The sequence below is a fragment of the Amycolatopsis sp. WAC 01416 genome (assembly GCF_003947485.1).
Taxonomy (GTDB): domain Bacteria; phylum Actinomycetota; class Actinomycetes; order Mycobacteriales; family Pseudonocardiaceae; genus Amycolatopsis.
The window spans coordinates 528,813-555,662 of sequence record NZ_QHHX01000003.1 but is presented as its reverse complement, the minus strand read 5'-3'; the positions used below and the strand labels follow the sequence as shown (position 1 = coordinate 555,662).

Genomic DNA, 26,850 nt, shown 5'->3' with positions numbered 1-26,850 from the left:
GAGGATTTGGGACGTTGAGTGTCCCAAATCCTCCATCGTCGGCCCGGCCCGCCGAGATCGTCGTACAGGTCACCGCTCTCACCGGCCGCGTCCCGAAATCGGGGCCGTTCGATGCCTCCTTGACCATGAGTCATCGAACTTCGATGCCGACCGATTGACTTTCGATAGATAACGCGCGAAACTCGATGCATGATCACAGGGCAACGGGCCGTCGCGCCGCTCAGAGTGTTCCTTCTGCTGTTGTTCGGGATCCTGGTCCTCTTCCAGACCATGTCCCTGCCGGGGCAGTTCGCGCATATGGCGCGACAGGACCCGGAGATGGCGTACTTGCGCTGGCCGGCGACGGCGGTCTCCATCTTCTGGGTGCTGTGCGTGCAGGTCGTGGTCGTCGCCACCTGGCAACTGCTCACCCTGGTCAAGAAGGACCGGATCTTCACCGAGGCGTCCCTGCGGTGGGTGGACGCCATCGTGTGGGCGATCCTCGCCGGCTGGGTGGTGCTGGCGGGCGTGTTCCTCTACGTCGGTTTCAACGCCGAAGACCCGGGTCTGCCGTTGCTGTTGTTCCTGGCGTTGATCGGCGTCGCCGTGCTGGGCCTCCTCATGGTCGTGATGCGCACGCTGCTGCGCCAGGCCACCACCCTGCGGTCCGATCTGGAGCAGGTGATCTGATGCCGATCGTCGTCCGCATCGACGTCGAACTGGCCAAGCGCAAGATGAGTGTCGGCGAGTTCGCCGAACTCGTCGGGCTGACCCCGGCGAACGTGGCGGTGCTGAAGAACGGGCGCGCCAAGGCCGTCCGGTTCAGCACCCTCGAAGCGATGTGCCGGGTGCTCGAATGCCAGCCCGGCGATCTGCTCGAGTGGGTCGAAGACGAGTCCTAGGCCGCCGAGAACTTCAGGTGGAAGTTGTCCAGCGTCGCGGGCAGTGGCCGCTCCGGCCCGAGTACGCCGCCGGAGGCCAGTTCGAAGCGGCGATCCCGGATCAGGTGCGCCAGCATCGTGCTCGCGCAGAACAGCACCAGATCCCGGCCGGGACAGATGGCCGGTCCGGCGCTGAACGGGACCAGCGCCGGATTGGCCGCCGCGCTGCCGTCGAGCCAGATCCCTGGTTCGAACCGGGCGGCGCAGGGCAGGGATTCGGGGTCGCGGTGGAAGAACGGGGTGAAGATCAGGATCGTCGTTCCCGCGCGACCCCAGACGGTCTCGGCCGTGATCTCGCGCAGCAGGGCCGGGGTGGCTGCACGCCGAACTGGCGGCGGTCCATCCGGAGCTGCCGATCTTCCTCGGCGCGACCGCGGCGAAGGCGCTGCTCGGCGACGACTTCCGCGTCACCCGAAGCCGCGGGGAGCGGATCGAGCTGGCGGAGTTCGACATCACCGCGGTCGCCACGGTGCACCCGTCCGCGGTGCTACGCGTGCCGGACCGCGACGAGGCCTATCAGGCCTTCGTCGCGGACCTCGTCACGGCGCGCGGTCGCTGATCAAGCCACTTCGGAGCTACTGCTGCCGCCGCCGTCGTGCAGGCCGAGCATGTCCAGCAGGGTCGCGCAGTCTTCGGCACTCCTCGCCCGTGAAGCCACGGCGAGGGCCGCCTTGCGGCGGATCGCCTCCTGTTCCGGCGTGTCCTGGCCTTCCGGCACCAGGTCGGGTACCGGATGAAGTCCGAGTTCGTTGTTCATCAGTTCCCCCTTTGGGTGAAGGACGACGTGCCGCATTGGTACCCGCGTCCGCGGGTTCGCACACTCCCGTTCCGGGTGAATCACCCTCGCAACGCCGGCAGCAGCGTGTCCTCGGCGAACCGGAGGAAGCCTTCCTGCTGGTCGCCGCCGATCTGGATCAGGGCGAGGTCGGTGAACCCGGCCGCCTCGAATTCGCCCGCCTGCTTCACGATCCGGTCGACGTCGGATCCGCACGGGATGGCCGCGGCGACGTCCTCCGGTTTGACGAACTGGGTGGCCCCGGCGAACCCCGCGGGCCCCGGCAGTTCGGCGTTGACCTTCCAGCCGCCGGCGAACCAGCGGAACTGTTCGTGCGCCCGCTGGATCGCGGCGTCGCGGTCTTCACCCCAGGACACCGGCATCTGCGCGATCTTCCTGCCGGGCGGGCCGAGTCTGGTGGCGTCCCACTCCCTGCCCAGCGATCCGTCCGGTTCCACCGCGATCATCGCGTCGGCGATCGGCGCGAACCGCGTCACCGACTGCGACCCGGACACCGCGACGGCGATCGGGACGCGCTGCTCCGGGAGGTCCCAGAGCTTCGCCGAGTCCACCCGGAAGTGGTCACCCGCGTAGTTGAAGTACCCGCCGTCGAACAGCCCGCCGATGATCTGGACCGCCTCGGCGAGCATCTCGTGGCGGACGTTCGCCGGCGGCCAGCCGCGTCCGACGACGTGCTCGTTGAGGTTCTCCCCCGCGCCGAGCCCGAGCGTGAACCGGCCGTCCGACAGCGCTTGCACGGTCGCCGCCTTCTGCGCCACCACCGCCGGGTGATAACGCATGGTCGGGCACGTCACGAAGGTCATCAGTTCGACCCGTTCGGTGCTCTGGGTGACCGCTCCCAGCACGCTCCACGCGTACGGCGAATGTCCCTGCGCGTCCAGCCAGGGCGAATAGTGGTCGCTCATCACCTCGAAGTCGAAACCCGCCTTCTCGGCCCCGGCGGCGTAGCTCACCAGGTCCTTCGGGCCGGTTTGTTCGGTCATGAGTGTGTAGCCGATGCGCATCGAAGCCTCCTTCGCGTCCGACCCCCGCGTACCCGCCCGTTCCCGGGGTCAACCGGACGTTTATCCGGCGAATCGAACGGGGTACCTGACCCGGGAAGAGAGGAGGCGCGATGCCGCAGCAGGCTTGGAGCGACAAACGAGAACATCAGTACGAGCACATCAAGGATTCGGCCGAGGAGATCGCCGCGCGCACGGTCAACAAGAACCGCGCGCGGGCGGGCGAGTCGCGCGAGGCGAGCCGGACATCCCTCCAGGACATGTCACCTCGGCGGCGGGGCGGCATACGGTCCGGGAACCGCTTGGGCCCGGACGGCCCGACCGAGGACCAGCTCTACAACGAAGCGAAGCAGCGCAACGTCGAGGGCGGGTCGAAGATGTCCAAAAAGGAGCTTCAGCGCGCCCTGGGCCGTTGATCAAGCGTCTCGCGGCGAGTTCCCGCCGCGATCACCCCACGGCCACGGACGGATGGGTTTCATAATGGATGCACACGGACGGGGCGGCCTGACTCCCCAAACCCGGCCACAGTCGGACGGGCTGTCCGACCGGGTCGAACTCCGCCTTCCTGCCGAGGCGGAGCAGATTCCCCTTGTCCGCACGCTCACCCACGGTGTGGTGTCCCGTGCGGACTTCGGCTTGGACGCCATTTCAGACGCGAAGATGGCCGTCGACGAAGCCTGTTCCCAACTTGTCCAGCCCGCTGCACTGGGAGCCGTACTTTGTTGTGTGTTTCACGAGGTACCGGAAGGAATCGCCGTCTCGATCTCGACACGGACGGCGAAGCCCTTCTTGCCGAGCGAGACGACGTTCGGCTGGCACGTCCTGACGACCTTGGCCGGCTCGGTGGCCGCACGATGCGAGCCGATTCCCGGCGAACTGGGGGGTACGACGACGATCGACCTCGTCCTGGCCCCGGGAACGAGCGACGGGTGAGCGGCGAGCGCAAGACCCTCACGCGGCAGGCGGACGACTACGCTCATTGCGGAGTCCTCTTCGACGAGATGTCCTCGTTGCCGGAGGATTCCGGACGCCGCCAGGATCTGCGTGCCCGCCTCGTCACCGAACTGCTGCCGCTCGCCGAGCACATCGCCACCCGGTTCTCCGGCCGGGGCGAGCCAAGGGAAGATCTGGTGCAGGTGGCGCGGATCGGCCTGATCAACGCGGTCGACCGTTTCGATCCCGGCCGCGGGCACGACTTCCTCTCCTTCGCCGTCCCGACCATCATGGGCGAGGTCCGGCGGCATTTCCGGGACACCGGCTGGTCGGTCCGGGTACCGAGGCGGCTCAAGGAACTCCACGTCTCCCTCAGCCAGGGCACGGCCGCGCTGTCCCAGCGGCTCGGCCGCGCGCCGACCCCGACCGAACTCGCCGAATATCTCGGGCTCGAGGTCAACGAAGTGCGCGAAGGGCTGCTCGCAGGCCAGGCGTACCAGACGTTGTCGGTCGACAAGCCGGTCCATGACAACGCCACCGAGGCCCTTTCGCTCGCCGACACGATCGGCGAAGAGGACCACGAGATGGCTCTGGTGGAGAACCACGAGGCGCTGCAACCGCTGCTGCGGGAACTCCCGAAACGGGAGCGCGCGATCCTCGTGATGCGCTTCTTCGGCGGTTACACGCAGACGCAGATCGCGGAACGGATCGGCATCTCGCAGATGCACGTGTCGCGCCTTCTCGCGCAGACGCTGGACCAGTTGCGGGGCAAGCTCTCGGAGTAAGGCTCCGCATCCCGGCGCACGATGCGATGCTGTGTGCGTGAAGTACGTGTCCAGAGTGCCGCGACCGCCGCTGGACGGGCTGATCGACGACCTCTACTACCTGGAGGGTTCGCCGCCGTACGCCCGGCTGACACTGCCGCCGTCGCCGTCGGCGTTGCTCATCGTCAACCTCGGGGCGCCGTTCCGGATCCGTGCCGTCACCGACATCGAGACGGCCGAGTACGCCGACGGCTGCGTGGTCACCACGCCCACTCGCGCGTGGGAGTTCGGCTATCCAGCACGGTCCCGGTCCGTCGGCGTGCACTTCAAGCCGTGGGGGCCGGCGCCGTTCCTGCCGATGCCCGCGGCCGAGCTGTGTGACCGGCCGGTGACGGTGGAGCAGGTTTGGGGACGGCCCGCCGTCACCGAGCTGCGGGATCGGCTGGCCACCGCGGACGGACCGCACGAGACGCTGACGCTGCTCGAGGAGGAGCTGATGCGGCGGCTGTGCGAAACCGACGGCCTGGGGCTGGTCCGCCATACGAGCAGTGTCATCGCGGCGGCAGGCGGGGCGGTGGCGATCGGCGATCTGAGCGAGGCGGCCGGTGTCAGCGGCACTCATCTGGCACGGCGGTTCAAGGAGATCGTCGGCGTCACGCCGAAACGGCTGGCCCGCACCTACCGCTTCACCGCCACCGTGTTCGCGATCGATCCCACCGGACCGGTCGACTGGGGCGACCTCGCCGGTCGCGCGGGGTACTTCGACCAGGCCCACTTCGGCCACGAGTTCCGGGCGTTCACCGGGCTCACCCCGACCCGGTACCTCGAAGTCCGGCGGCGGTTCCTGCGCGAACATCCCGGCCACACGCTGGACGGCTGGCCGCTGCCCGCCGATTGATTTCTTACAAGAGCGGCAGCTCACGACACGCTAATTTGAGGGCTCCCCAAGCAGAGGAGCGCCCCGTGAGCAAGGTGGTCATGTACGGCTCGGTGTCGGTGGACGGCTTCGTCGCGGACGAGAACGACCAGCCGGGGCCGCTGTTCGACTGGTTGTCCGGCGGTGACGTCCCATTGGACGAGAGCGGCGCGCTGAAGGTGTCGCAGGCCTCCTACGACCACACCCGGCCTTACTGGGACCAGATCGGAGTGACGATCGCCGGCCGCCACGTCTTCGACCTGACGGACGGCTGGGACGGGAAGCCGCCGAGCGGGATCGACCACGTGGTCGTCGTGACGCACCGGCCGTCGCCCGAGGGCTGGGACCCGGAGGCGCCGTTTCATTTCGTCGACGGCGTCGAGTCGGCCGTGGCCAAGGCGCAGGCGCTCGCGGGTGACCGCTTGGTCGAGGTCGCCGCCGGCGACGTCGGTGGCCAGGCGCTCGCCGCGGGCCTGGTCGACGAGGTGCGCATGGACGTCGTACCCGTGGTGTTCGGGTCCGGCAAGCGCTACTTCGGGCCGGTCGACGCGCGGCATCTGCTGGAGGATCCCGACGCGGTGATCCAGGGCGACCGGGTGCTTCATCTGCGCTACCGGGTGCGCCGGGGGTCGTGAGTGGCGATTCGGGCTGCCGAAGGTCCGTGAAGGCCTCCTTGAGGGACCCAGAGTCCCTCAAGGAGGCCTTCACGGACTTCCGAGGGGGCGCAAGCCATCCGCCACGGTCAAGCGGGCTTGAGCGGATCGTGCCCGATCGACATCAGCTTGTGCCGCCAGTGCGCCTCGCCCGCGACCGGTTCCAGATCGTCGCGTCGCTCGTCCGCCACCCGCTGGACGACCGAGCGCATCACCCGTTCGTCGTCGGCGGTGAGGTCGGTCCTGCGCTTGCCGAGGATGCCGAGCACATGCCGTCCGGTCGGGGTACCCGCCTGGTCCGGCAGTGCTTCGTCCTCGGGGTCGGCCGACCGCGTGCGCAACCAGTCGGCCAGTTCCCGCGAAGTCATGTTGACCACGCGGTGGAATTCTTCCCACAGTTCGTCTTCGATCTCGTGCACGGCGAAACCTCCTGCCAGCACTCGACTTCCTACGGCGTCGTGTACGGCGCCCGCTGTTCGATGGACGGGCTCGCGGCCGGGTAACGACCGTCCTGGCCGGGCACCGGCGTCACCGTCGTGCCCTGTTGCTCGGGCTCGACGCGCTTCGGCCGGTTGATGACCGCTTCGGCCTCTTGCTCACCACGGATCCGCGAAAGCACGCTGAGCGTGATCGCGTGCGCGACGGCCAGGACCAGCAACAGAACGCCCAGCCTGCCCACCACACCCGGAAGGTCGCTGCCCCCGATGTCGACGGTCGACAGCAGCGCCAAAACGCCCAGCGTCGCGAGATGGAACAACACCGTGACGAGCCACGTCATGGACGCGCCCGCGGCCGGGTCGCCGTGGGAACCTCGCAGGTAGCGCTTACCGCTCTGGTAGATGATCAGACCGTCGAGCATGACCAGAGCCACCCCGATGACGAGGAAGGCCACGTATGCGTTGGTAGTCATGCCGGAACGCTCCCTTCGTAATGGACTCGCCCTTGAGATACCCGGGACCTCCCCCGGGAAAACGCCGTCTTCCAGGGGAGGTCCCGGGTGATGATCAGCTGCCTGGGCGGTCCACGTCACCGCGCCACGCGCCGGACTCGCGGCCGCGGCTCTCGATGAACTCCTTGAACCGCTTCATGTCGCCCTTGACCCGGCGGTCGAGCACACCGAGTTTGTCGGCGACGTTCTCGGCGAAGCCCTCCGGGTCGATCTCCATCTGCGCCGTGACACGGGTTTTGTTGTCGTCAAGGCGATGGAAGGTGATGACGCCCGCGTGGTCGGGACCGGAGTCCGACGTCCACGCGACGCGCTCGTCGGGATGTTGTTCGGTGATGGTCGCGTCGAATTCCCGGCTCACCCCACCGAACTTGGTCACCCAGTGGGTGTGTGTCGCGTCGATCTGGCGGATCTCCTCGACACCTTCCATGAACTGGGGGAAGCTCTCGAACTGGGTCCACTGGTTGTACGCGGTCTTCACCGGGACTTGGACGTCCACCATTTCGGTGATCGTGCTCATGCATCCTCCTGTCGGTTCGGTCTTTTCGAGCCGGCACTCCCCGGCTACCCGGCGCTCAGCGGGGCGAAACACGCTGTGATTGACCGGGCGGGACGCCGGGTACCCGCCGGGCAGAACGCTCCGAGGAGGTGCTCCATGATCGAAGAAACCCACCGGAAGCCGTCCGGGGAAAAGTCGGTCGGCGAACTGGTTTCCGACCTGAGCGACGAGGTCAAGCACCTGGTCCGCGACGAAATGCGGCTCGCCGTGTTCGAGTTGCAGAGCAAAGGGAAGAAAATGGGGGCCGGCGCCGGATTGTTCGGTGCCGCGGGCATTTTCGCGCTCTTCGGCCTCGCGACCCTGATCGCCGCTGTCGTGCTGGCACTCGCCATGGTCATGCCCGCGTGGCTGGCGGCCGTGGTGACCGGTGCGGCGCTGCTGCTGATCGGCGGCATTTCCGCCCTCATCGGCAAGAAGGAGATCACCAGCGGAACCCCGCCGGTGCCGGAAGAGGCCATCGCGGGTGTCCGCGAGGACGTCGACACCGTCAAGCAAGGAGTGCGCTCATGAACGATTTCCCCAAGAACGCGGAAGAAGCCCGCGCGGATCGCGACGTGACCCGCGAAGAGCTCACCGAGACGCTCGACGCGCTCGGCCGGAAACTGGACGTCAAATCGAGGGTGAACGACAACCTCGACGCCAAGGTCGACGAGGCGAGCGCCGCGATCTCCGAGAAGGTCTCCGAGCCCGCGGCGGAGAAGTTCCGTCAGGGCACCGAAGTCGTCCGCGCGAATCCCCTGCCGATCTTCGCCGGTGTTCTCGCACTGCTCGTGACGATCCGGCTGATCATGCGAAAGAGGTCTTCGTCGTGAACAAGGTTCTCTACAAGCCGCTGAACATGGTCGTCAGCGCCGCGGGCGGGATACTCGCCGGGATCGCGTTCAAGCAGATCTGGAAACGCGTGAGCGGTGAGGAAGACGCGCCGGACGCCACGGACCGCGACTTCACCTGGACACAGGTGATCGTCGCGGCCACCGCGCAGGGCGCGATCTTCGGCGCGGTCAAGGCCGCCACCGAACGGGCGGGCGCGGTCGGCTACCGCAAGGCGACCGGCGACTGGCCCACGGAGGACTGACTATGCGCGTGGTGATCATCGGAGGCGGGTTCGCCGGCTACAACGCGGCCAAAACCCTCCTCAAATCGGTCGGCGACGACACGGAGATCGTCGTGTTGAACCCGACCGACTATTTCCTCTATCTCCCCCTCCTGCCCGAAGTCGCCGCCGGAATCCTTGAGCCAAGGCGGATTTCGGTGTCCATCCCCGGCACGCTGCGCGGTGTGCGGCTGGTGCTCGGCACCGCCAGATCCGTCGACTTCGACGGCCGCAGCGTGAGTTACGTCGACCCCGAGGACCGCGAACACTCCCTCGGCTACGACCGCCTCGTGCTCGCCGCGGGCAGCGTCAACAAGCTGCTGCCGATCCCCGGTGTGCCCGAGTACGCCCACGGCTTCCGTGGTCTGCCCGAGGCCCTCTATTTGCGGGACCACATCACCCGCCAGATAGAACTCGCCGCTTCCGCGCAGGATCCGGCAGAACGCGACGCGCGCTGCACGTTCGTCGTGGTCGGCGCCGGCTACACCGGCACGGAGGTCGCCGCGCAGGGGCCGGCGTTCACCGCCGCGCTCGCCGCCCGGCATCCCGAACTGAAGGATCAGAAGATCCGCTGGCTGCTGCTGGACCTGGCCGAACGTGTCCTGCCGGAACTCGACCGGCGCCTCGGCGACACCGCCGACGAGGTGCTGCGGGAACGCGACGTGGAGGTGCTCATGAAGACCTCGATCGACAACGCCGGCGAAAACGGGGTCACGCTGACCTCCGGTGAATCCGTGCCCACGCACACCCTCGTGTGGTGCGTCGGGGTCCGACCGGATCCGCTGATCGAGGATCTGGGACTGAAGACGGCCAAGGGCAGGCTCGTCGTGACAGCGCAGCTGAACGTCCCCGGACGACGTGACGTGTACGCGTGCGGAGACGCGGCCGCCGTCCCCGATCTGACCAGGCCCGGCGAATACACGGCGATGACGGCCCAGCACGCCGAACGGCAGGGCAAACTCGCCGGGCGGAACGTGGCCGCTTCGCTCGGGCACGGTTCACACGGCACCTACCGGCACCACGATCTCGGATTCGTCGTCGACCTCGGCGCCCGCCAGGCCGCGGCGAATCCCTTGCACATCCCGCTTTCCGGATTCGCCGCCAAGGCGGTCACCCGCGGCTACCATCTGCTGGCCATGCCGGGCAACCGGCTGCGCACCGCCACCGACTGGGCGCTCGAAGCGGTGACGAAGCGGCAGACAGTCCAATTAGGACTCGTACGATCGGGTTCGGTGCCGCTGGACACGGATTCCCCCGAACTCCCCCGCACGAACTGCTAGAGGAGAGACGACCATGACCGCCGAAACCGATTCCGCCCGCGCCGAAGGCCCCTCGGTGGTCATCGACGGCGACAGCGGGGCGAAGCTCCTGGTCCTCGACCCCGCGGGCGAGGCCAAACACGGCGAACTCCCGGCGACGTGGCGGCCACTCGCGGCCCACCGTCAGGTGATCTGGTGCCGGCTGCCGGTCGACGGCGCCCTCAGCCAGGCCGAAGACGTACTCGGTGACGCGGAACCCGGCGGCCCGCCGATCGACGTCGTGGCCGCCGGCGAGGCGGCGGGAGACGCGCTCCGGCTGGCCGAACGACACCCGGGCGCCGCGTCCCACGTCCTGCTGATCGACCCGGTACCGGACGGGTCGTCCGAACTGGCCGACCGGGTGCGCTCCGCCGGGACCGCGGTGGACGTCCTCCCCCACAGCACCGGCGAACCGTACAACCGGCTGCCGCCGCCGCTGACCCTCGGGCATCCGGATGTCGTCGCGGGGATCACCAAGATCCTCGAGGACGTTTAGCCGCCGGAGGGCGGCGGTATCCGGCGACCATGAGCGAAACCGTTGCGGACCATGTTCTGACCAGGCTGCGCGAATGGGACGTGGAGCAGGTCTTCGCCTATCCCGGGGACGGGATCAACGGGCTGGTGAGCGCGTTCGGCGCGGCGAAGAACAACCCTCGCTTCGTGCAGACACGCCACGAAGAGATGGCGGCGTTCGCGGCCGTCGGGTACGCGAAACTCAGCGGACGGCCCGGTGTCTGCATGGCGACGTCCGGCCCGGGGGCGATCCACCTGCTCAACGGTCTCTACGACGCCAAACTCGACCACGTGCCGGTGGTGGCGATCGTCGGGCAGACGGCGCGCAGCGCGATGGGCGGCAGTTACCAGCAGGAGGTGGATCTCCAGGCACTGTTCAAGGACGTGGCGAGTGAGTACCTCGTCGAGGTGAACGTCCCCGAACAACTGCCGAACGCGCTCGACCGGGCCCTCCGCACGGCCATCGCGCAGCGCGCGCCCACGGCGCTGATCATCCCGGCGGATCTGCAGGAGGAGTCCTACCGCCCGCCGCGGCACGAGTTCAAGCACGTGCCGTCCTCCCCGCCCGACCATCCGCGGGCCAGCGTCATCCCGCCTTCGGAGGAGGTCGCCCGCGCCGCGGAGGTGCTGAACGCGGGTGAGAAGGTCGCGATCCTGGTCGGGCAGGGCGCGCGTAACGCCGTCACTGAACTGCGCGAGGTCGCCGAGCTCACCGGCGCCGGAGTGGCGAAAGCGTTGCTGGGCAAGGATGTCCTGCCCGACGATCTGCCGTACGTCACCGGCTCGATCGGCCTGCTCGGCACGCGGCCGACGTACGAGATGATGCGGGATTGCGACACGTTGCTGATCGTCGGCTCGAATATGCCGTACGCGCAGTTCCTGCCGGAATTCGGCCAGGCCCGCGCCGTCCAGATCGACATCGATCCCCGGTTCCTCGGGCTGCGCTATCCGACCGAGGTCAACCTGCTCGGCGACGCGAAGGGCACACTGCAACAGCTGATTCCGTTGCTGGAGCGCAAAACCGACCTTGGCTGGCGGGAAAAGATCGAAAAGGACGTCGGCGACTGGCACGAGACGGTGACCCGCCAGGCGATGCTGGAGGCGGACCCGGTCAACCCGATGCGGATCGTGCACGAACTGTCCGAGCGGATCCCCGGAGACGCCATCGTCACCGCCGACTCCGGTTCGGCAACCAACTGGTACGCCAGGAATCTCCGGATGCGCGGCCGGATGCGGGGTACGCTTTCCGGGACCCTCGCGACGATGGGATCCGGCGTCCCCTACGCGATCGGCGCGAAGTTCGCCCATCCCGACCGGCCGGTGATCGCCTTGGTCGGCGACGGCGCGATGCAGATGAACGGGATGGCGGAACTGCTGACCATCGCCCGGTACCGCGAACTGTGGTCCGATCAGCGATGCGTCATCTGCGTGTTCCACAACGGCGACCTGAACCAGGTCACATGGGAGCTGCGGGCCATGGGCGGCTCGCCGAAGTTCGAGCCGTCGCAGAGCCTGCCGGAAGTGTCCTATTCGGACTTCGCTCTCGAGGTCGGCCTCGGCGGGATCGCCGTCGACGACCTCGGCGAGCTCGGCGAAGCGTGGGACGTCGCGCTGTCGACCGATGTGCCGACCGTGCTCGACGTCCGCTGCGATCCCGAGGTGCCCCCGATCCCGCCGCACGCCACCATCGAGCAGATGAAGTCGATGACCGAAGCGGTCCTCAAGGGCGAACCCGACGCCTGGCACATGGTGACGCAGGGGATCAAGACCAAGATGCAGGAACTGCTGCCTTCGCGCCGCTGACCCTCAGGCGCTCGCGCCGCCGTCGAGGACGATGTCGTGCCCCACGACGTACGCGGACTCGTCGGAGGCCAGCCAGAGGACCGCCGCGGCGATCTCTTCGACCGCGCCGATCCGGCCGATCGGGATGACCGCGCCGAGCCGTTCGGCGCGGTCGGCCTCGGTCTCGCCGGGCCGGAACGACATGCCGGTGTCGGTGGCACCGGGGCTGACCGCGTTGATCCGGATGCCCTCGGCGATGTGGTCGCGGGCGGCGGTGCGGGTCAGCACGTCCACGGCGGCCTTCGAAGCCGCGTAGGCGGCCATTCCCGGCAAGCGGTGGTGCGAGCCGATGTTGGACGCCATGTTGACAATGACTCCGCCGCCGTTCGCCCGCATCTGGGCGATCTCGTGCTTCATGGACAGCCAGGTGCCCGTGAGGTTCGTCCGCACGACCGCGTCGAAGCCGTCCTCGTCGAGATCCGCCGTCGGCGCGGGACTGCCGAGGACGCCGGCGTTGTTGAACGCGATGTCGAGTTTGCCGTGCCGCCGCACGGTTTCGGCGACGAGACGCTCGACGTCGGCACCGACACCCACGTCCGCGGTCACCGCGTCGGCGGTGCCACCCTCGACCTCGATCTCCTTCACCGTCTGACGTAGCTTCTCGCCGTCCCGGCCCGAAACGACGACTTGAGCGCCTTCACGCGCGAAAGCCGTCGCCGTGGCGCGGCCGATCCCGGAACCTCCTCCGGTGACCAGGACGACCTTGCCGCTGAATCGCTTCCCTGCACTACCCACAGTACCCAACTTTCTGGTCCGATCGTTCTAGTATCAGTGCTTGCGAGCGGCTTCGACAACCGCGATGGCCTGCCCCGCCGCCGCACGGGCCCGCGCCGCGGGATCCGGCCCCTTGCCCATCACCCGCATCCCCTGCAGGACGGTGAGCAGGAAGCCGGCCAGCGCTTCGGGGTCGGCGGCGGCGGCGAGCTCGCCTTGTGCCTTGGCCCGGCTCAACGCCATCCGCAAGGCCAGCTCGAGCGCGTCCCAGCTGCGCTCGACGACCCTCGCGACCTCGGGATCCCTCGGCATCATCTCCATGGCGGCGTTGACCACGAAACAGCCTTTGCGTCCCGATTCCCCGAGTATTTCGGCGAGATAGCGGTCGATGAGCCGCCGCACCCCGGCGAGCGCGGGCCCAGGTCCGGCGAAGTCCTCGACGAACCGCTCGTTCCCCCTGGCGATGTAGCGGTTCAAGACGGTCAGGTACAGCTCGTGCTTGGTGCCGAACGTCGCGTAGAGACTCGCCTTGCCGATGCCGAGCTCGGTGACGAGGTCGCTGACCGAGGTGACCTCGTACCCCTGCCGCCAGAACAATTCCAGCGCGGCGTCGCAGGCCGCGTCGACGTCGAATTCCTTCACCCGGGACATGAGGGGAGCTTAGCCACATCTGGACCGATCGGTCAAGAAAGCGATCCTCGCAACTAGTCACCTACTTGCGGGGGGGGGAAGCTCAGGAAGCGGAGTCGTAAGTCGTCCGGGCCTTCTCCACCTTCGGCAGGTTCTCCGTCGACCAATCCGCGAGGGTCGCGAACAGCGGCGCGAGGCTCCTGCCCAGATCGCTGATCTCGTACTCGACCCGGGGCGGCACCTCGGCGTGATAGGTCCGGGTGAGGAGGCCGTCGCGTTCCAGTTGCCGCAGGCGTTGCGTCAGCACCTTCGGCGTGATCGAGCCGATCCGCCGCTCCAGTTCGACGAACCGCTGCCTGCCGAATTCGTTGAGCGCCCACAGGATCGGCGTGGTCCAGCGACTGAAGACGAGGTCGACCACCGGGGCGATCGGGCAGGCCTGTTCGGGGGTCGTCGTGGCGTCGGCGCGCATGAAGCCAAGGTACGCGGGTTGCCGACTTGTCATGATCCGGACACCCCATGAACCCATCTGTGCGCGTAACGTTCTGTCATGGACTTGACCACCGAAAGGCTCGTCGTCCGTGATTGGTCCGAGGACGACGCCGAAGCCGCACTGGCGATTTACGGCACCACCGACGTGACCCGGTGGCTCACCCCGGCGATGGACCGGGTGACCGACGCGGCGGCCATGCGTTCGGTGCTACAGGCCTGGCAGCAGGCGCAGCCGAATCTCGTGCCCCCGCGGGGAAGATGGGCGGTGCGGCGCAAGGAGGACGGCGCGGTCGTCGGCGGGCTGGGCATCCACCTGCTGCCCCCGTACGAAGAGGACCTGGAGATCAGCTGGCAGCTGCATCCGGACGCCTGGGGCGAGGGGTACGCCTCCGAGGCGGCCCGTGCCCTGATCGGCTGGGCGTTCACCCAGGACACGGACGAACTCTTCGCCGTCGCGCGGCCGAACAACACCCGTGCCATCGCGACCGCGAAACGGCTCGGGATGAACTGGGTCGGGGAAACCGACAAGTACTACGGGCTTCGCCTGCAGGTGTACCGGATCCGCCACACGGACATCGTCTAACAACGTCCACGCGGGACACTTCACCCGAGGCCCCGCTCAGCCGGGCCATCGAACCTCCTCTCACCCAGCGCGATTGCTCTCGCCCCCGAATCGAGATACCGTCATCATTCAGATGGTGTCAGCATTCGAACTGGGAGGCCCGCCTTGTCCGACGTTCCCGAGATCCTCCTGACCGACTCCGAGGTCCTGCACGACCCGTTCACCGCCTACGGTCCGGTCCGCGAGCGCTCCCCGGTCGCCAAGCTGGTCGCGCCGGAATTCGCGATGTGGGCGGTCCTGCGCCACGAAGAGGCGCGGAAGATGCTGAGCGACCCTCGTTTCGCCTTGAGCCCGGACAGCTACCAGCGCATGGACGTCCCCGACCACTGCCGTCCCTACCTGCGGACGATGCAGGAGGTCGAGGGCCCGGAACACCTCCGGCTCCGACGGCTGGTCGCCCCCGCGTTCACGCCGCGCAAGGCCGCCGCGCTCCGCCCGGGAATCGAGCGACTCGTGGACGACCTCCTCGACAGCCTCGACGGCAAAACCGACATCGACCTGGTCACCGCCTTCGCGCGCCCACTGCCGGTCGACGTGATCTGCGCACTGGTCGGCATCCCCGCCGCCGACCGCCCGCGATGGCGCGAGTACGGCGCCCTGATCTCGGCGGGCGACGGGGCAGGGCTCGCGAAGGCGGTCCCGGGAATCGTCGAGGGCGCCCTCGCCGCCATCGAGGACCGGAAGCTCCAGCCCGCCGACGACGTCGTCTCGCAACTGCTCCGGATCCAGGCCGAAGACGGCGACAGGCTCGGCGAAACCGAACTGGTCGCCCTGGTCTGGCAGCTCGTCCTCGGCGGTCAGGTCCCCGGCAATCTCATCGCCAACGCCGTCGAGATCCTCCTCTCCCACCCCGATCAACTGGCCGAACTCCGCGACGATCCGGCGCTCATGCCCGGCGCCGTCGAGGAAGTGATGCGCTGGCAGAGCCCGCAGTTGCTGACGATCCCCCGGTTCACCACCACCGACGTGCGGATCGGCGACGTCCTGATTCCCGAAGGAGAACCTGTTACCGTCGCGGTCGCCGCGGCGAACCGGGATCCGCGAGCGTTCCCCGATCCGGACGTCTTCGACATCCGCCGCGCGGCGGGACCGGCCTGGCATCTGGCGTTCGCCCACGGGCCGCATTTCTGCCTCGGCGCTTCACTGGCCAGAGCCCAAACGGAAGTCGCGCTCGCCGCCCTGCTGCGCCGGTTTCCCGATCTCGCGCTCCACGGCGGCCCGCTGCGGATCCCGGACCCGGGCACCTGGCGACTGAACGCCCTGCCGGTCAAGCTGCGGACTACGGTTGCAAACTGAAACACGTTCTAATAACGTGGCCGCTTGTGAGACACGGGATAGTGCTGTTCACCAGCGACCGGGGCATCACCCCGGCGGCCGCCGCACAGGCGGCGGAAGCCGCGGGCTTCGACGCCTTCCACGTACCCGAGCACACGCACATCCCGGTCAAACGGGAAGCGCCGCATCCGCGCACCGGCGACTCGTCGCTCCCCGACGACCGCTACCTGCGCACACTGGACCCGTGGGTCGCGCTGGCCACGGCTGCCTCGGTGACCACCCGGATCCGGCTCGCGACAGCGGTGGCCCTTCCGGTCGAGAGCGATCCGATCACGCTCGCCAAGACGATCGCCAGCCTCGATCACCTCTCGGGCGGGCGGGTCACCCTCGGTGTCGGCTTCGGCTGGAACGTCGACGAGCTGGCCGACCACGGCGTCCCGGGCGGCAAACGGCGGACGGTTCTGCGCGAGTACGTGGAAGCGATGCGCGCGCTCTGGACACAGGACGAAGCCTCGTACGCGGGCGAGTTCGTTTCGTTCGGCGCCAGCTGGGCGTGGCCGAAACCGGCTCAGGCACACATCCCGGTGATCGTCGGCGCGGGCGGGACGGAGAAGACGTTCCACTGGATCGCGAAGTCGGCCGACGGCTGGCTCACCACCCCCGGCGACACGGACATCGAGGACAAGGCACGGCGGCTGCGCGAGATCTGGCACGAAGCGGGCCGCGCCGGCGAACCGGAGATCTCGGCACTCGGCGTCCGTCCCGATCCGGAGAACCTGGCCAAACTGGAAGCGGCCGGGGTCACCGAGACGATCTTCGGCCTCCCGGACCGCTCCCCCGACGAGGTCGAAGCCTGGCTTCAGCGCCTCGCCGGGAAACTCAGCCTGTCCGCTGCGAGTCGATGAGGTATCGGCCGTTCTGCTGGACCAGGACGAAGGTCTCCCGCCCGGTCGTGGTGCCGCCGCCGGCCTTGACGTAGGTGAGCGTCGCCGACACCGTGTTCCCGGATTCGGTCACGTTCGACACGGTCACCGCGCTGTACTGCCTCCAGTAGCTCGAGTACCGCTCGAAGCTCTGTTTCCTGTTCGTCTTGAAGTTGTCGGTCAACGTCGCGAACCCGGCCTCGAGGTTCCCCGGGATGAGCGCGTAGTAGGCCGCGAGCGCCTGCCCAGGCGTCTGTGCAGGGGGCGGCGCAGACGAGGACGACGAGGACGGGGGCGGTGTCGAGGACGGCGCCGGAGACGGCGGCGGCGCGACCGGCTCCGACGACGTCGGGGTGACGACCTGTGACTGCGAACCCTGCGGCGGCGCCGTGCCCGACGGAGTGTCGTCACCGCGGGTGAGCACCACGACCACGGCCGCGGCAGCCGCCGCCGCGAGCACGAGGAACACGGCGATCACGCCGATCAGCATTCCCTTGCGCGCCTTCGGTGGCGGCTCTTCGGCGACGAGGGTCGTCGGCTCCCCCGCCGCCAACGCCCGCAGTTCTCGTTCGGTCTCGGTCATCGTCGGCCTGCTGTCGGGCCGGACGTCGAGAAGACGGTTCAGCAGTGGCGTCAGGATCCCCGACCTGACCGGCGGGGTGATCTCGCCGCTCGACGCGCGGTACAGCAACGCGATCGGGTTTTCCGCCGTGCCATAGGGCGTCCCGCCTTCGAGCGCTGTGTACAGCGTCGCGCCGAGCGAGAACACGTCGGAAGCGGACGTGGCGTCCTCGCCGCGGGCCACCTCGGGCGCCAGGAACGCCGGCGTGCCGGAGATCTCGCCGGTCGCGGTGAGCTGGACGTCGCCCATCGCCCGTGAGATCCCGAAGTCGGTGATCTTGACGGTCTCGTCCTCGCCGAGCAGGACGTTGCCGGGCTTGATGTCGCGGTGGACGATGCCGGCGCGGTGCGCGGCCGCCAGCGCCGAGCACAGCTGGATGCCGAGGCGGATGACGTCGTCGACCTCCATCGGCCCGTCACGCAGTTTGTCCGCGAGACTCCTCGACGGCAGGTACTCCATGATGATCCACGGGCGGTCCTGCTCGTCGATCACGCCGAAGACGGTGATGGCGTGCGGATGCACCAGCCGCGCGGCGATCCTGGCCTCGCGCAGCGCGCGGTTCTTGGCCTCGTCCGCCTTCTGCTCACCGGCACCGTGCGGCAGAAGGAGTTCCTTGATCGCGACAATGCGTTCCAGGTTCTCGTCGCGCGCCCGCCACACGGTGCCCATGGAGCCACCGCCGACGGGCTCGATGAGATCGAACCGGTCGGCGAGGCGGCGGATCTCCTCCATTGTCGACGTCCCCCTGGAGCTGTGATGTTCGCGCGAACCTTGCCAGCATGCCAGGAACGTGCCGGGAGGCAGGACCCGGCAGGGTGGTTTCCGGGGCGGTGTCGGTCACGTCGCCTGCTGGGCCGTTCAGCGGAACCCCGCCCCAACGGCTGCCCGGAAGTTCGTATCCCGGCCTGCCGTGGGCGCACTTACTTCTCCGGTGTGGCCTGTTTTCGGGAAAGGTCGGCGATGCGGGAAACCATCGGCGGACGCGGCGTGCTCGAAGGCGCGTTCGCGTTGCTCGAAGCACTCAACGAGCGCGGCGGGCAAGCCGGGCTGACCCAGCTCGTGCGGGCCACCGGGCTTCCGAAGACCACCGCGCACCGGCTCCTCGACCAGCTGGCCGACCTCGGCGCGGTCGAGCGGGCGGGCCGCGGCTACCGGATCGGTTCGCGGGTGTTCCGGCTCGGGCGGTTCTGGCAGCCCGAAATCCGCGACCTTGCCAAGGAGTGGCTGCCGGCGCTTTCGGCGCGGATGCGCGCGAGCCTGGTGCTCGTGGTCCCGAGAGAGGGCCGCGCGCTGGTCGCGGCGGGGGCCGTCCTGCCCGCCGACGAGGTGCCCGTGTCGCCGGGCAGCCCGCTGCCGCCCGGGACCGCCGCCGGGCGGCTCCTCGCCGCTCACCACTCCGCGCTCGCCGAACCGGACACCGACGCGCTGGAGATCCGCGCGGCCGGCTACGCCGCCGAGTCGGAGACCATCACGGCGGGGCTCGGCTGCGCCGCCGTCGGCATCAGAACCCCGGACGGCCGGGTCGGCGCGGCCCTCGCCGCCGTCGTCCCCGTCCACCGCGACCCGGTTTCCGCGGTCGCCGGACTGGCGAGCACCGCGCGCTCGTTCAGCGCCGCGCTCGCTCACCTCGTGAGCGGTACGGACGGTCAGTGAGCCGCGGCGGGCTCAACTGTCCACAAGGGACACTTTCCGGCACGGAAGTGCCCGATTCGGAAGCCGAAAGTGTCGTGTCAGGTGGACGCTCAGGGCCTTCATGCACTTCCGGCTGGGCGAAGCAGCGCCAGACTGCGTTCGGCTTCCGCGACGGCGGAGCCGCGCTCGACGTGGCCGTCGATCACCAGTGTGGCCAGCCCGTGCAGCAGGCACCAGAGCGTGACGGCGAACCCGCCCGGATCGTGCCGCTCCCCGACCCGGTCGGCCAGCGCCGCGCAGGTCGCCCGATGCGCCTCGGCCAGTTCCGGATATGCGGCGCGGTCCCCGATTCCGGCACCGGCCATCAGGCGGTACAACGCCGGATTCTCCAGTGCGAAGCCGAGGTAGGAATGCCCGAGCAAGGTCACCGTCCCGGCGCCGCAGCCACGCAGGCAACCCTGCAACTCGGCATGCCCTTCCAGCGCGACCGCCACCAGCAGCGCGTCCTTGTCGCGGAAATGCCGGTACGGCGCCGCGGTGGACGCGCCCACCTTCGCGACCGCGCCGCGCAGGCTCACCCCCTCGGGACCTCGTTCGACGAGGAGCTCCCGTGCGGCGAGGACGAGCGCACGTCGGAGATCCCCGTGGTGATAGGCACGTTTGATGATCATGGCGGACCCCCCAGCCCTTGATGCCACGCGAACGCCCCACCTTAACCGGTCCGGGACCGCCCGTGAGCACCACAGAGCCGCAGCACGCTCTCGGCGAGCGCGTCGACACCGTCCTCGAACGTCATCTGCTTCGCGTCCACAGCCTGTCCGGCGGAATGGCCGAGCGCCACGATCGCGTCGACGAGCCAGGGATTCCCGAGTGCCTGGTCGAATTCCCCCGACGCCTTGCCACGGGTGAGCAGCCGGTCCAGATGATCGGACACCGCCGAATGACGGGCCCGGTCGGCCTCGGGGTCGTTCTCTTCGGCGGCGCCGGCGGGCAGCAGGGGATAGCGCCGAAACGTCCGCCACCCGACGCCGAGCAAGCGCAACAGGGCGTCCGCGGCGGGACCTTCGTCGAGACGCGCGGCGTCCATCTCGTTCGCGGCTTCCTCGGACACCGCGTCGATCACCGCGCTCAGGAGCGCTTCCCGGGTCTTGAAGTGCGCGTAGACGGTCTGCCTGCTCACCCCGGCCGCTGTCGCGATGTCTTCGACGCTCGCGGCACCTCGCGTACCGAGGATTTCCTTGGCGGCGGCGAGGATCGAGGCGGCACTGCGGTCGGCATCGGTCCGCCGTCGCCTCCGACGGCCCGCGACTATCTCAGACATGCTGTCAAGCTTAACGCAGGCCGCTATGTTTGACAGCATGTCAAATTTAAGGTCGGGTCTGGTCACCGGCGTCGCCCTCTCGTCGACGGGTCTGCTCGCGGGGGCGTTCGGCTACGGCGTGGTCAATGTCGCGGCCACCTTCGACGTCGTCCCGCTCGACGTGCGGTTGACCTTCCACACCGCGCTCATGCAGCGGAACGGCGTCGTCATGCAGACCGCGATGGCGCTCGCGGCGCTCAGCTCCGCCGCGCTCGCCTTCCTGAACCGCGGACGGACCCGGCGACTGGCCGGAATCGCCGCCGTCCTGGTCGTGACGTCGTTTCTGGTCACCCGCTTCGGCAACGTCCCGATCAACGGCCGGATCAAGGTCTGGGCCGTCACCTCGGCACCCGCCGACCACGCGGCGATCCTCGATCGCTGGGAGACCTACAACGTCATCCGAACCGTCGCCGCGCTCACCGCTTTCGTGCTCATCATCGTCGCTTCACGACTCGACCGCGTGCACTGACCCGAAAGGTCTCCACCATGCTCTTCCGTCACATCACGCCGATTTCCCCCGAGGACGCGACCGGCCCGGTCGCCGACGTCTACCGGCAAGTCGACACCGAGTTCAGCAGTATCGGGCCGGCGGTCCGGATGCTCTCCCCCGCGCCGGAACTGCTCGCCCCGTGCTGGGCGCTGCTGCGCGAGTCGCTCGTTGCCGGCGCGGTTCCCCGATGGCGCAAGGAGATCGTCACGGTATCCGTTTCACAGCGCAACGACTGCGCCTACGACACCGCCGGGCATCTGGTGTTCCTGCGCCTGGCAGGCGGCGAGGACGCCGCGGACGCGTTGGAACACGGCAAGGAACCGGCGGACGAGGACCTCGCCGCACTCGCCCGCTGGGCGCGATCGGGCGGACCACAGCCCTTCCCCGCCCGAGAAGCACCGGAATACCTCGGAACGGCACTCGCGTTGCACTTCATCAATCGGATGGTCCTGGTACTGCTGAACGAAAAGCTCCTTCCGGGTGCCATGCGCGATGACGTCCCCGCCGCCTTCGACGGCGCGCCGATCGCCCGCGCGATACACCGAGAGCGAACCAACGGCGACAGCCTTTCCCTGCTCGACGACGTCCCGTCCACCGGACTACCCGCGTGGGCCGGCACCAGCGCGGTCGGCCCCGCCTACGCCGCGCTGTCGCGCGCGGCCGAACGCGGAGGCGGCCTCCTGTCCGAACCGGCCCAGTCCGTCGTGCGTGAAACGATCGCGCGCCATCGGCGATCCGCCCTGGACGGCGACCGCGGCCGGCTCACCGACTCCCTCGCCGCCCTGGACCCGGCCGACCGCGCGGGCGCCACACTCGCCGTGCTGGCCGGCGTCGCGCCGGGCCGGATCACCGAAACCGACGTGAAGACCTGGCGAGCGGGCGGGTACACCGACCACTGCTTCGTCCATCTCCTGGCGTTCGGCGCCATCATCGCGGTCCAGCTCGTCGAAGGCGAGCTCACGGGCGAGTGACCGCGCGGGACGTGAAGCCACGAAAGCCGATTGGGCCAGATCGTGAGCGACCGGTCCAATCACGTATTCGCCAGATTCGAAACCACCCCCACGCTGCGATCATGGTCAGATGGTCGATGATTCCCAGCCTCCGGAGAAGTCTCGAACCCGACCCGCCGCGCCTTCCAATGGAAAACACCGGACCCTGTCGAATCGCACCATCACCCTGTGCGCCGTGATTCTGCTCGTCTTCGCGATCGCCGCTTGCTGGGTGCTGTTCTTTCTCTATGGAAAGGGGACCGACGCCGACAAAGCCCAGCTGGAAGGCGTGCGCACCGTCGGTACGATCGTGCTCGGAGCAGGTGGCGCCATCGCGTTACTCCTGGCCGCTCGACGCCAGCAGACCGCAGAGCAGGACCTCCTCACCAAACGTCATGACCTCCAACTACGGGAGCGGGCCAATGACGACGCTCGCCATGACGCCGCGGAACGGCGGATCAGTGATCTCTACCTGAAGGCAGTCGAGCAGTTGGGATCGGACAAGGCACCCGTCCGGCTCGCCGGGCTGTACGCGCTCGATCGCCTGGCGCAGGACACCCCTTCGCAACGTCAGATGATCGTCAACGTCATCAGCGCCTATCTGCGGATGCCTTACGAACTACCTGACAAGCCTCCCGATCCCAGCGCCGAAAAAGAAGCCCATGACGAATACCGGAGTGACATCCAAGAACGCGAGGTACGCACGACCGCCCAACGCATCCTGACCGATCATCTCGACCCGAACTACCAGGACGGGAACCGGTTCTGGCCGGACATCGACCTGGATCTCAGCGGAGCGCTGTTGATCGACGTCATGTTCCGCGACTGCCGGCTCAACAACGCCCGCTTCTCGAACGCTCGGTTCTGCGGTGACACCTTGTTCATGGGCATCCACTTCGAAGGAGAAACCAGGTTCGACGGCGTCATCTTCACGGGCGACTCCTGGTTCTCGGAAGCCCGGTTCACCGGCAATGTCCGGTTCGACCATGCGTCCTTCGAGGCGATGGCCAGATTCGACGCGGCCACCTTCAAGGGCACAGCCACCTTCCGCGCTGCCTCATTCCTGCGCGAAGCTCGGTTCACGAACACGACGTTCACCGGAAGCGTCGTGTTCAGCAAAGCCACCTTCACCGAAAGTGCGACCTTCGACGACGCCACGTTTTTCGAAGACGCTTACCTGCCAGGTGTAACTTTCGCGCACCGATCCTACTTCACCGAAGCCGCGTTCGCGGGCGACGCCTGGTTCAACCAGGTGACCTTCAGCAGCTACACCACTTTCCACGGCGCGACGTTCAGCGGTGACATCAGATTCACAGACTCCACCTTGGACGGCGTTCCCTTCATCCCCTCGCAACTTCAGCCACACGAGCCACTCAAGGAGGAATAGCTCCCTCAGCCCACAGCCTGCTCGGCGAGGTCGTTCGCCGCGACATACCCGAAGGTCATCGCCGGCCCGATCGTCGAACCGGCGCCCGCGTAGCTGTTGCCCATCACCGCCGCGCTGGCGTTCCCGGCGGCGTACAGGCCTGCGATGACCGAGCCGTCCGCCCGCAGGACCCGCGCCCGCGCGTCGGTGCGCATCCCGCCCTTCGTGCCGAGGTCGCCAGGGACGATCTTGAACGCGTAGAACGGCGGCTCCCAGAGCGGGGCGAGGCACGAGTTCGGCAGGACGTGCGGGTCGGTGTAGTAGTGGTCGTAGACACTGGCGCCCCGGCGGAAGTCACTGTCCACACCGGACAGTGCCTGTCCGTTGAACCGGTTGACCGTGGCGCGCAACGCCTGCGGCGGGACACCGATCGCGGTGCCGAGCGCCTCCACGGTCCACGCCTTCTTGACCGCGCCCGCCGAGTACCACTCGCTGGGAAGCGGCAGCAGCGGTGCGACGTCACGGAAGAGATACCGGTTGCGGTAGTGCTGGTCGACGACCAGCCACGCCGGAATGGTCGGCGACGTCGGGTTCCGGTCGTACATCGTGTGCACGACGTCGCTGTACGGCGCCGCCTCGTTGACGAATCGCTTGCCCGCCGCGTCCACCATCAGCCCGCCGGGCAGGGTCCGCTCGGCGAGGCAGAAGTACGGTTCGCCGGGCAGCGGGATCGCCGGTCCCCACCAGGCGTCGTCCATCAGGTCCAGTGCGGCTCCGGCGCGTTTTCCGGCCAGGATCCCGTCTCCGGTGTTCGACCGGGCGCCGACCGTCCACTGTGTACCGATCGGCTGGCGTTGGTATTCCGCCCGCATGGCGGCGTTGTGCTCGAATCCGCCCGAGCCGACGATGACACCGCGCCGGGCCTTCACCACACCCGCCGCGACCGTCACGCCGGCGACCTTCCCGTTCTCGATGACGAGATCGGTCAACGGCGTGTTCAGCCAGACCGGGACACCGGCACGCTGCAACCCCGCCCGCAGTCCCGCGGCGAGTGACTGGCCCATGGTGAGCGGTTTCTGCCCGGCGAGCGCGGCCGCCGTGCCGCGGGCGAGGCAGGCCGTCGCCACCGCGGCGCCTTTCGGGTTGACCGCGGCCAGCGCGAGCCATTTGTAGTCGGCGCTGAAGACGACCATCCCCGCGGGCGTCGCGAGGTAGGGCGGGTTCAGGTTGGCCAGTTCGGCCCCGAGGATGTTCCCGTCGAGCTGGTCGGGCTCGATCGAGCGGCCGTCCGGCATCCCGCCGGGCAGTTCCGGGTAGTAGTCGCTGTAGCCCTCCATCCACCGGAACCGCAGCGGGCTGTTGGCCATCACGAACGACAGCATCGCCGGGCCGTTGGCGAGGAAGGCCTGTTGCCGCGAGGCGGGGATCGACGGGCCGACCACGGCGGCCAAGTACCGTGCGGCCTGCTCCGGGGTGTCGCGGACGCCGGCCGCGGCCAGCACCGGATTGCACGGAATCCAGATCCCCGCCCCCGAACGGGCGGCCGAGCCACCGAATTTCGCCGCTTTCTCCAGCACCACGCAACTGAGTCCGCGTCTGGCCGCGGTCAGCGCGGCGGTCATCCCCGGCGGGCCCGCCCCGACCACGACGACGTCGTATTCGCCGAGCACCGCGGCCTCGGCCGACGCCGTCCCGGCGAACGGCAGTCCCGAAGCGAGCGCGATCCCCGTACCGCGCAGCACCTGACGCCGGGAAAGGCGGAAATCGGGACCCATGAATCCTCCTCGCGTGGGGGATCGAGCGAGGTCATGTTCTCCAGCCGACGACAAAAGTGAAACAAGTTCTACCCGCTTGGAGCAGGCGGGACCGGCTTCGCTCGACCGGTCACCTCAACCGGCTCGGGCATTCAGCCCAGCGCGCGGACCAGGTCCAGCGCGCGGCCGAGGGTGGTGAGCCGATCCGCGACCGTCTCCCCCGCCGGGTACAGCCGGACCGTGTCGACCCCCGCGTCACGCCAGACGCGCAGCCGCCGCGCCACCATCGGCTCGGTGCCGATGAGCGTCGTGCCGAGCACCATCTCGTCGGTCACCAGCGCGGCGGCGCCTTCCCGGTCGCCCGACTGCCAGCACTCCCGCACCGCGGCGGCGACTTCGGCCCAGCCTTGCCTGCTGTAGGCGTTGTTGTAGAAGTTCGTCTTCGCCGAACCCATCCCGCCGAGACTGAACGCGAGTTCGCCCTTGCGGCCGGCGACCATCCCGCGCAACTCGTGCTCGGCCTCGGCGAAGGCGACCTCGGCACCTTGGCAGACTTCGAGGTCCGACCGCGACCGGCCCGACTTCCCGAGTCCGGCGTCGAGATGCGAGAAGTAGGCCTCCGCGCCCTCCGGGACGAAACTGGTGCCCAACCAGCCGTCCGCGATCTCGCCGGTCAGTTCCAGCAGCTTCGGCGAGAGCGTCGCCAGATAGATCGGGATATCCGGGTTCGGCGCGGCCGACAGCCGCATCGGCCTGCTCTCACCCGGCAGTGGGATCTCGAACTCCTTGCCGGAGAACGAGATCTTCTCCCCCGCGAACGCCTGACGGATGATCGCGACCGTCTCCCGCATGCGCGTCAGCGGCCGGGCGAACGAAACACCGTGAAGGCCCTCGATCACCTGCGGCCCCGAAGCGCCGAGCCCGAGGGCGAACCGGCCATCGGACAGGTCCGAGAGCGTCAGCGCGGCCTGCGCGATCGCCACCGGGGTCCGGGTGCCGAGCTGGATGATCCCCGAGCCGAGGCGGATCCGCTCGGTCCGCGCGGCGAGGTAGCCGAGTACGGACGGCGCGTCCGAACCCCACGCCTCGGCGACCCAGCAGTCGTCGAGACCGAGCTTTTCCGCCTCCAGCACGAAGTCCAGCGTTTCCCGCCGGCCGCGCGAGGCCTCGACCGTGGTCGCCGTCCGCATCAGGCGCCGCCGGCCTCTGCCCGCTCCTTGATCGCGGCGAGGGTCCCGGTCATCGCGTTCTCGAACTCGCGCAACCGGACGAAGACGATCTTCTGCTCCTTGTCCGGCATCTGGTCGATGGCCAGCGAAAGCCCGGACCGCCCCGGCCCCATCTGCATCCACTGCCGGAGCTTGGTTCCGCCGTTCTCGGATTCCAGCGTGAAGCGCCACACCGCGGTCGGCGTTTCGGGATCCTGCACCGCCCAGGCGAAGACACGCGGCGCCTCGCATTCGACGACGTACGAGGTCGTCTCCCATTCGCCGAACGAATCGTGCTTGCTGCGGCCGACGAACCGCCTGCCGACCGTGACTTCACCGGCCGCGCCATCGCACCATTCGACCGATCGGACTTCCTGGCTCATCTCCGGCATCAGCCGCACGTCGGAGACGATCGACCAGACCTGCTTCGGATCGGCGTCGACCCATGCCTCGACCTCGACCGTCGGTTTGTCGGCGTACTTGGCGCCCGTCCACTCCATCGTGGTCGCCCTCCCGTGCTCGTGACCTCGATAGTTGCG

General features: G+C 68.5%; 34 protein-coding genes and 2 pseudogenes. 20 read left to right on the top strand and 16 right to left on the bottom strand.

What is annotated here, in order from left to right; genetic code table 11:
- Positions 1 to 189: 189 nt before the first annotated feature.
- Both DL990_RS12515 and DL990_RS12510 read left to right on the top strand, forming a co-directional pair.
- Positions 190 to 669: a DUF2975 domain-containing protein gene (locus DL990_RS12515; protein WP_125798741.1), complete on the top strand. Its 480-nt coding sequence runs from the start codon at positions 190 to 192 to the stop codon at positions 667 to 669.
- Positions 669 to 881 (top strand): helix-turn-helix transcriptional regulator, encoded by a 213-nt coding sequence (locus DL990_RS12510; protein WP_125788292.1) that lies wholly within the window; start codon positions 669 to 671, stop codon positions 879 to 881. Before DL990_RS12515 ends, DL990_RS12510 begins: the two co-directional genes overlap by 1 nt.
- Here the strand turns inward: DL990_RS12510 and DL990_RS12505 are convergent.
- Positions 878 to 1,234: pseudogene (locus tag DL990_RS12505) on the bottom strand (cytochrome P450); the annotation flags it as partial. The gene DL990_RS12510 and the pseudogene DL990_RS12505 overlap by 4 nt on opposite strands.
- Between DL990_RS12505 and DL990_RS12500 the strand changes: the two are divergent.
- A pseudogene (locus DL990_RS12500) lies at positions 1,234 to 1,479 on the top strand (uracil-DNA glycosylase family protein); the annotation flags it as partial. The pseudogenes DL990_RS12505 and DL990_RS12500 overlap by 1 nt on opposite strands.
- Here the strand turns inward: DL990_RS12500 and DL990_RS12495 are convergent.
- Both DL990_RS12495 and DL990_RS12490 read right to left on the bottom strand, forming a co-directional pair.
- Positions 1,480 to 1,677, bottom strand: coding sequence for a hypothetical protein (locus DL990_RS12495; RefSeq protein WP_125798740.1), 198 nt, complete (start codon positions 1,675 to 1,677; stop codon positions 1,480 to 1,482). It lies immediately after the preceding pseudogene.
- A gap of 80 nt (positions 1,678 to 1,757) precedes the next feature.
- A complete protein-coding gene (locus DL990_RS12490; RefSeq protein ID WP_125798739.1) occupies positions 1,758 to 2,720 on the bottom strand; it encodes a TIGR03557 family F420-dependent LLM class oxidoreductase in 963 nt (320 codons plus the stop codon).
- A 110-nt stretch (positions 2,721 to 2,830) separates the two neighbouring features.
- Between DL990_RS12490 and DL990_RS12485 the strand changes: the two genes are divergently transcribed.
- Positions 2,831 to 3,133: a plasmid stabilization protein gene (locus DL990_RS12485; protein ID WP_125798738.1), complete on the top strand. Its 303-nt coding sequence runs from the start codon at positions 2,831 to 2,833 to the stop codon at positions 3,131 to 3,133.
- A 315-nt stretch (positions 3,134 to 3,448) separates the two neighbouring features.
- Here DL990_RS12485 and DL990_RS41465 read toward each other — a convergent pair whose 3' ends face one another.
- Complete coding sequence (locus DL990_RS41465; RefSeq protein ID WP_199746370.1) at positions 3,449 to 3,697, bottom strand: hypothetical protein; 249 nt, start codon at positions 3,695 to 3,697, stop codon at positions 3,449 to 3,451.
- Here DL990_RS41465 and DL990_RS12475 point away from each other — a divergent pair.
- The 3 genes from DL990_RS12475 (at position 3,647) to DL990_RS12465 (ending at position 5,965) form a co-directional block, all read left to right on the top strand.
- Complete coding sequence (locus DL990_RS12475; protein ID WP_125788297.1) at positions 3,647 to 4,435, top strand: SigB/SigF/SigG family RNA polymerase sigma factor; 789 nt, start codon at positions 3,647 to 3,649, stop codon at positions 4,433 to 4,435. The two genes, DL990_RS41465 and DL990_RS12475, sit on opposite strands and share 51 nt — an antisense overlap.
- A gap of 55 nt (positions 4,436 to 4,490) precedes the next feature.
- Positions 4,491 to 5,312, top strand: coding sequence for a helix-turn-helix domain-containing protein (locus tag DL990_RS12470; protein ID WP_125788351.1), 822 nt, complete (start codon positions 4,491 to 4,493; stop codon positions 5,310 to 5,312).
- A 65-nt stretch (positions 5,313 to 5,377) separates the two neighbouring features.
- On the top strand, positions 5,378 to 5,965 hold the full coding sequence (locus DL990_RS12465) for a dihydrofolate reductase family protein (protein WP_125798737.1): 588 nt from the start codon (positions 5,378 to 5,380) through the stop codon (positions 5,963 to 5,965).
- A gap of 107 nt (positions 5,966 to 6,072) precedes the next feature.
- Here the strand turns inward: DL990_RS12465 and DL990_RS12460 are convergent, their stop codons facing one another.
- The 3 genes from DL990_RS12460 to DL990_RS12450 form a co-directional block, all read right to left on the bottom strand.
- Positions 6,073 to 6,402 (bottom strand): DUF3140 domain-containing protein, encoded by a 330-nt coding sequence (locus tag DL990_RS12460; RefSeq protein WP_125798913.1) that lies wholly within the window; start codon positions 6,400 to 6,402, stop codon positions 6,073 to 6,075.
- A gap of 29 nt (positions 6,403 to 6,431) precedes the next feature.
- Complete coding sequence (locus DL990_RS12455) at positions 6,432 to 6,893, bottom strand: hypothetical protein (protein WP_125788300.1); 462 nt, start codon at positions 6,891 to 6,893, stop codon at positions 6,432 to 6,434.
- A gap of 94 nt (positions 6,894 to 6,987) precedes the next feature.
- The gene (locus DL990_RS12450) at positions 6,988 to 7,449 is read right to left on the bottom strand and encodes an SRPBCC family protein (RefSeq protein ID WP_125788301.1); all 462 of its coding nucleotides are present in this window, start codon (positions 7,447 to 7,449) and stop codon (positions 6,988 to 6,990) included.
- 135 nt (positions 7,450 to 7,584) lie between these two features.
- Here DL990_RS12450 and DL990_RS12445 point away from each other — a divergent pair, with 135 nt between their 5' ends.
- The 6 genes from DL990_RS12445 to DL990_RS12420 are packed head-to-tail and all read left to right on the top strand — an operon-like array spanning position 7,585 to position 12,195.
- Positions 7,585 to 7,998: a phage holin family protein gene (locus DL990_RS12445; protein ID WP_125798736.1), complete on the top strand. Its 414-nt coding sequence runs from the start codon at positions 7,585 to 7,587 to the stop codon at positions 7,996 to 7,998.
- Positions 7,995 to 8,300 carry a DUF3618 domain-containing protein gene (locus DL990_RS12440; protein ID WP_125788303.1) on the top strand — a complete coding sequence of 102 codons (306 nt, stop codon included), beginning with the start codon at positions 7,995 to 7,997 and terminating at the stop codon, positions 8,298 to 8,300. Before DL990_RS12445 ends, DL990_RS12440 begins: the two co-directional genes overlap by 4 nt.
- Complete coding sequence (locus DL990_RS12435) at positions 8,297 to 8,563, top strand: DUF4235 domain-containing protein (protein ID WP_125798735.1); 267 nt, start codon at positions 8,297 to 8,299, stop codon at positions 8,561 to 8,563. The genes DL990_RS12440 and DL990_RS12435 overlap by 4 nt, the downstream gene beginning before the upstream one ends.
- 2 nt (positions 8,564 to 8,565) lie before the next feature.
- A complete protein-coding gene (locus DL990_RS12430; protein ID WP_125788304.1) occupies positions 8,566 to 9,861 on the top strand; it encodes an NAD(P)/FAD-dependent oxidoreductase in 1,296 nt (431 codons plus the stop codon).
- Positions 9,862 to 9,874: 13 nt separating this feature from the next.
- Complete coding sequence (locus DL990_RS12425) at positions 9,875 to 10,375, top strand: hypothetical protein (RefSeq protein WP_125788305.1); 501 nt, start codon at positions 9,875 to 9,877, stop codon at positions 10,373 to 10,375.
- A gap of 29 nt (positions 10,376 to 10,404) precedes the next feature.
- Positions 10,405 to 12,195, top strand: coding sequence for a thiamine pyrophosphate-requiring protein (locus DL990_RS12420; protein WP_125798734.1), 1,791 nt, complete (start codon positions 10,405 to 10,407; stop codon positions 12,193 to 12,195).
- A gap of 3 nt (positions 12,196 to 12,198) precedes the next feature.
- Here DL990_RS12420 and DL990_RS12415 read toward each other — a convergent pair whose 3' ends face one another.
- From DL990_RS12415 to DL990_RS12405, 3 genes are all read right to left on the bottom strand, one after another.
- Positions 12,199 to 12,969, bottom strand: coding sequence for a glucose 1-dehydrogenase (locus tag DL990_RS12415; RefSeq protein ID WP_125788307.1), 771 nt, complete (start codon positions 12,967 to 12,969; stop codon positions 12,199 to 12,201).
- A 33-nt stretch (positions 12,970 to 13,002) separates the two neighbouring features.
- On the bottom strand, positions 13,003 to 13,599 hold the full coding sequence (locus DL990_RS12410; RefSeq protein ID WP_125798733.1) for a TetR/AcrR family transcriptional regulator: 597 nt from the start codon (positions 13,597 to 13,599) through the stop codon (positions 13,003 to 13,005).
- A gap of 82 nt (positions 13,600 to 13,681) precedes the next feature.
- A complete protein-coding gene (locus DL990_RS12405; protein WP_125788309.1) occupies positions 13,682 to 14,050 on the bottom strand; it encodes a helix-turn-helix domain-containing protein in 369 nt (122 codons plus the stop codon).
- Positions 14,051 to 14,128: 78 nt separating this feature from the next.
- Here DL990_RS12405 and DL990_RS12400 point away from each other — a divergent pair, with 78 nt between their 5' ends.
- From DL990_RS12400 to DL990_RS12390, 3 genes are all read left to right on the top strand, one after another.
- Positions 14,129 to 14,653, top strand: a complete 525-nt coding sequence (locus DL990_RS12400) for a GNAT family N-acetyltransferase (protein WP_125788310.1) — start codon at positions 14,129 to 14,131, stop codon at positions 14,651 to 14,653.
- A gap of 144 nt (positions 14,654 to 14,797) precedes the next feature.
- Positions 14,798 to 15,988 (top strand): cytochrome P450, encoded by a 1,191-nt coding sequence (locus tag DL990_RS12395; protein WP_125798732.1) that lies wholly within the window; start codon positions 14,798 to 14,800, stop codon positions 15,986 to 15,988.
- 26 nt (positions 15,989 to 16,014) lie between these two features.
- Entirely contained in the window at positions 16,015 to 16,872 is an 858-nt protein-coding gene (locus DL990_RS12390; protein WP_125798731.1) for an LLM class F420-dependent oxidoreductase, read from the top strand.
- Here the strand turns inward: DL990_RS12390 and DL990_RS12385 are convergent.
- Positions 16,847 to 18,244, bottom strand: a complete 1,398-nt coding sequence (locus DL990_RS12385) for a serine/threonine-protein kinase (RefSeq protein WP_125798730.1) — start codon at positions 18,242 to 18,244, stop codon at positions 16,847 to 16,849. The two genes, DL990_RS12390 and DL990_RS12385, sit on opposite strands and share 26 nt — an antisense overlap.
- A 228-nt stretch (positions 18,245 to 18,472) precedes the next feature.
- On the opposite strand from DL990_RS12385, the gene DL990_RS12380 reads away from it, so the two are divergent.
- Positions 18,473 to 19,165, top strand: coding sequence for an IclR family transcriptional regulator (locus DL990_RS12380; RefSeq protein ID WP_125798729.1), 693 nt, complete (start codon positions 18,473 to 18,475; stop codon positions 19,163 to 19,165).
- 98 nt (positions 19,166 to 19,263) lie between these two features.
- On the opposite strand, the gene DL990_RS12375 is transcribed toward DL990_RS12380, so the two are convergent.
- Together DL990_RS12375 and DL990_RS12370 are read right to left on the bottom strand one after the other, a co-directional pair.
- Complete coding sequence (locus DL990_RS12375) at positions 19,264 to 19,815, bottom strand: TetR/AcrR family transcriptional regulator (protein WP_125798728.1); 552 nt, start codon at positions 19,813 to 19,815, stop codon at positions 19,264 to 19,266.
- A 41-nt stretch (positions 19,816 to 19,856) separates the two neighbouring features.
- The gene (locus DL990_RS12370; protein ID WP_125788316.1) at positions 19,857 to 20,465 is read right to left on the bottom strand and encodes a TetR/AcrR family transcriptional regulator; all 609 of its coding nucleotides are present in this window, start codon (positions 20,463 to 20,465) and stop codon (positions 19,857 to 19,859) included.
- Between the two features lie 37 nt (positions 20,466 to 20,502).
- Between DL990_RS12370 and DL990_RS12365 the strand changes: the two genes are divergently transcribed.
- From DL990_RS12365 to DL990_RS12355, 3 genes are all read left to right on the top strand, one after another.
- Positions 20,503 to 20,973: a DUF1772 domain-containing protein gene (locus DL990_RS12365; protein ID WP_125798727.1), complete on the top strand. Its 471-nt coding sequence runs from the start codon at positions 20,503 to 20,505 to the stop codon at positions 20,971 to 20,973.
- 17 nt (positions 20,974 to 20,990) lie between these two features.
- Entirely contained in the window at positions 20,991 to 21,965 is a 975-nt protein-coding gene (locus tag DL990_RS12360) for a DNA-binding protein (protein WP_125788318.1), read from the top strand.
- A gap of 109 nt (positions 21,966 to 22,074) precedes the next feature.
- On the top strand, positions 22,075 to 23,370 hold the full coding sequence (locus DL990_RS12355) for a pentapeptide repeat-containing protein (protein WP_233620447.1): 1,296 nt from the start codon (positions 22,075 to 22,077) through the stop codon (positions 23,368 to 23,370).
- A 5-nt stretch (positions 23,371 to 23,375) separates the two neighbouring features.
- Here the strand turns inward: DL990_RS12355 and kstD are convergent, their stop codons facing one another.
- From kstD to DL990_RS12340, 3 genes are all read right to left on the bottom strand, one after another.
- A complete protein-coding gene (gene kstD / locus DL990_RS12350; RefSeq protein WP_125798726.1) occupies positions 23,376 to 25,124 on the bottom strand; it encodes a 3-oxosteroid 1-dehydrogenase in 1,749 nt (582 codons plus the stop codon).
- 131 nt (positions 25,125 to 25,255) lie between these two features.
- Positions 25,256 to 26,293: an LLM class flavin-dependent oxidoreductase gene (locus DL990_RS12345; RefSeq protein WP_125798725.1), complete on the bottom strand. Its 1,038-nt coding sequence runs from the start codon at positions 26,291 to 26,293 to the stop codon at positions 25,256 to 25,258.
- Positions 26,293 to 26,811 (bottom strand): SRPBCC family protein, encoded by a 519-nt coding sequence (locus DL990_RS12340; protein ID WP_125798724.1) that lies wholly within the window; start codon positions 26,809 to 26,811, stop codon positions 26,293 to 26,295. The genes DL990_RS12345 and DL990_RS12340 overlap by 1 nt, the downstream gene beginning before the upstream one ends.
- Positions 26,812 to 26,850: the final 39 nt, after the last annotated feature.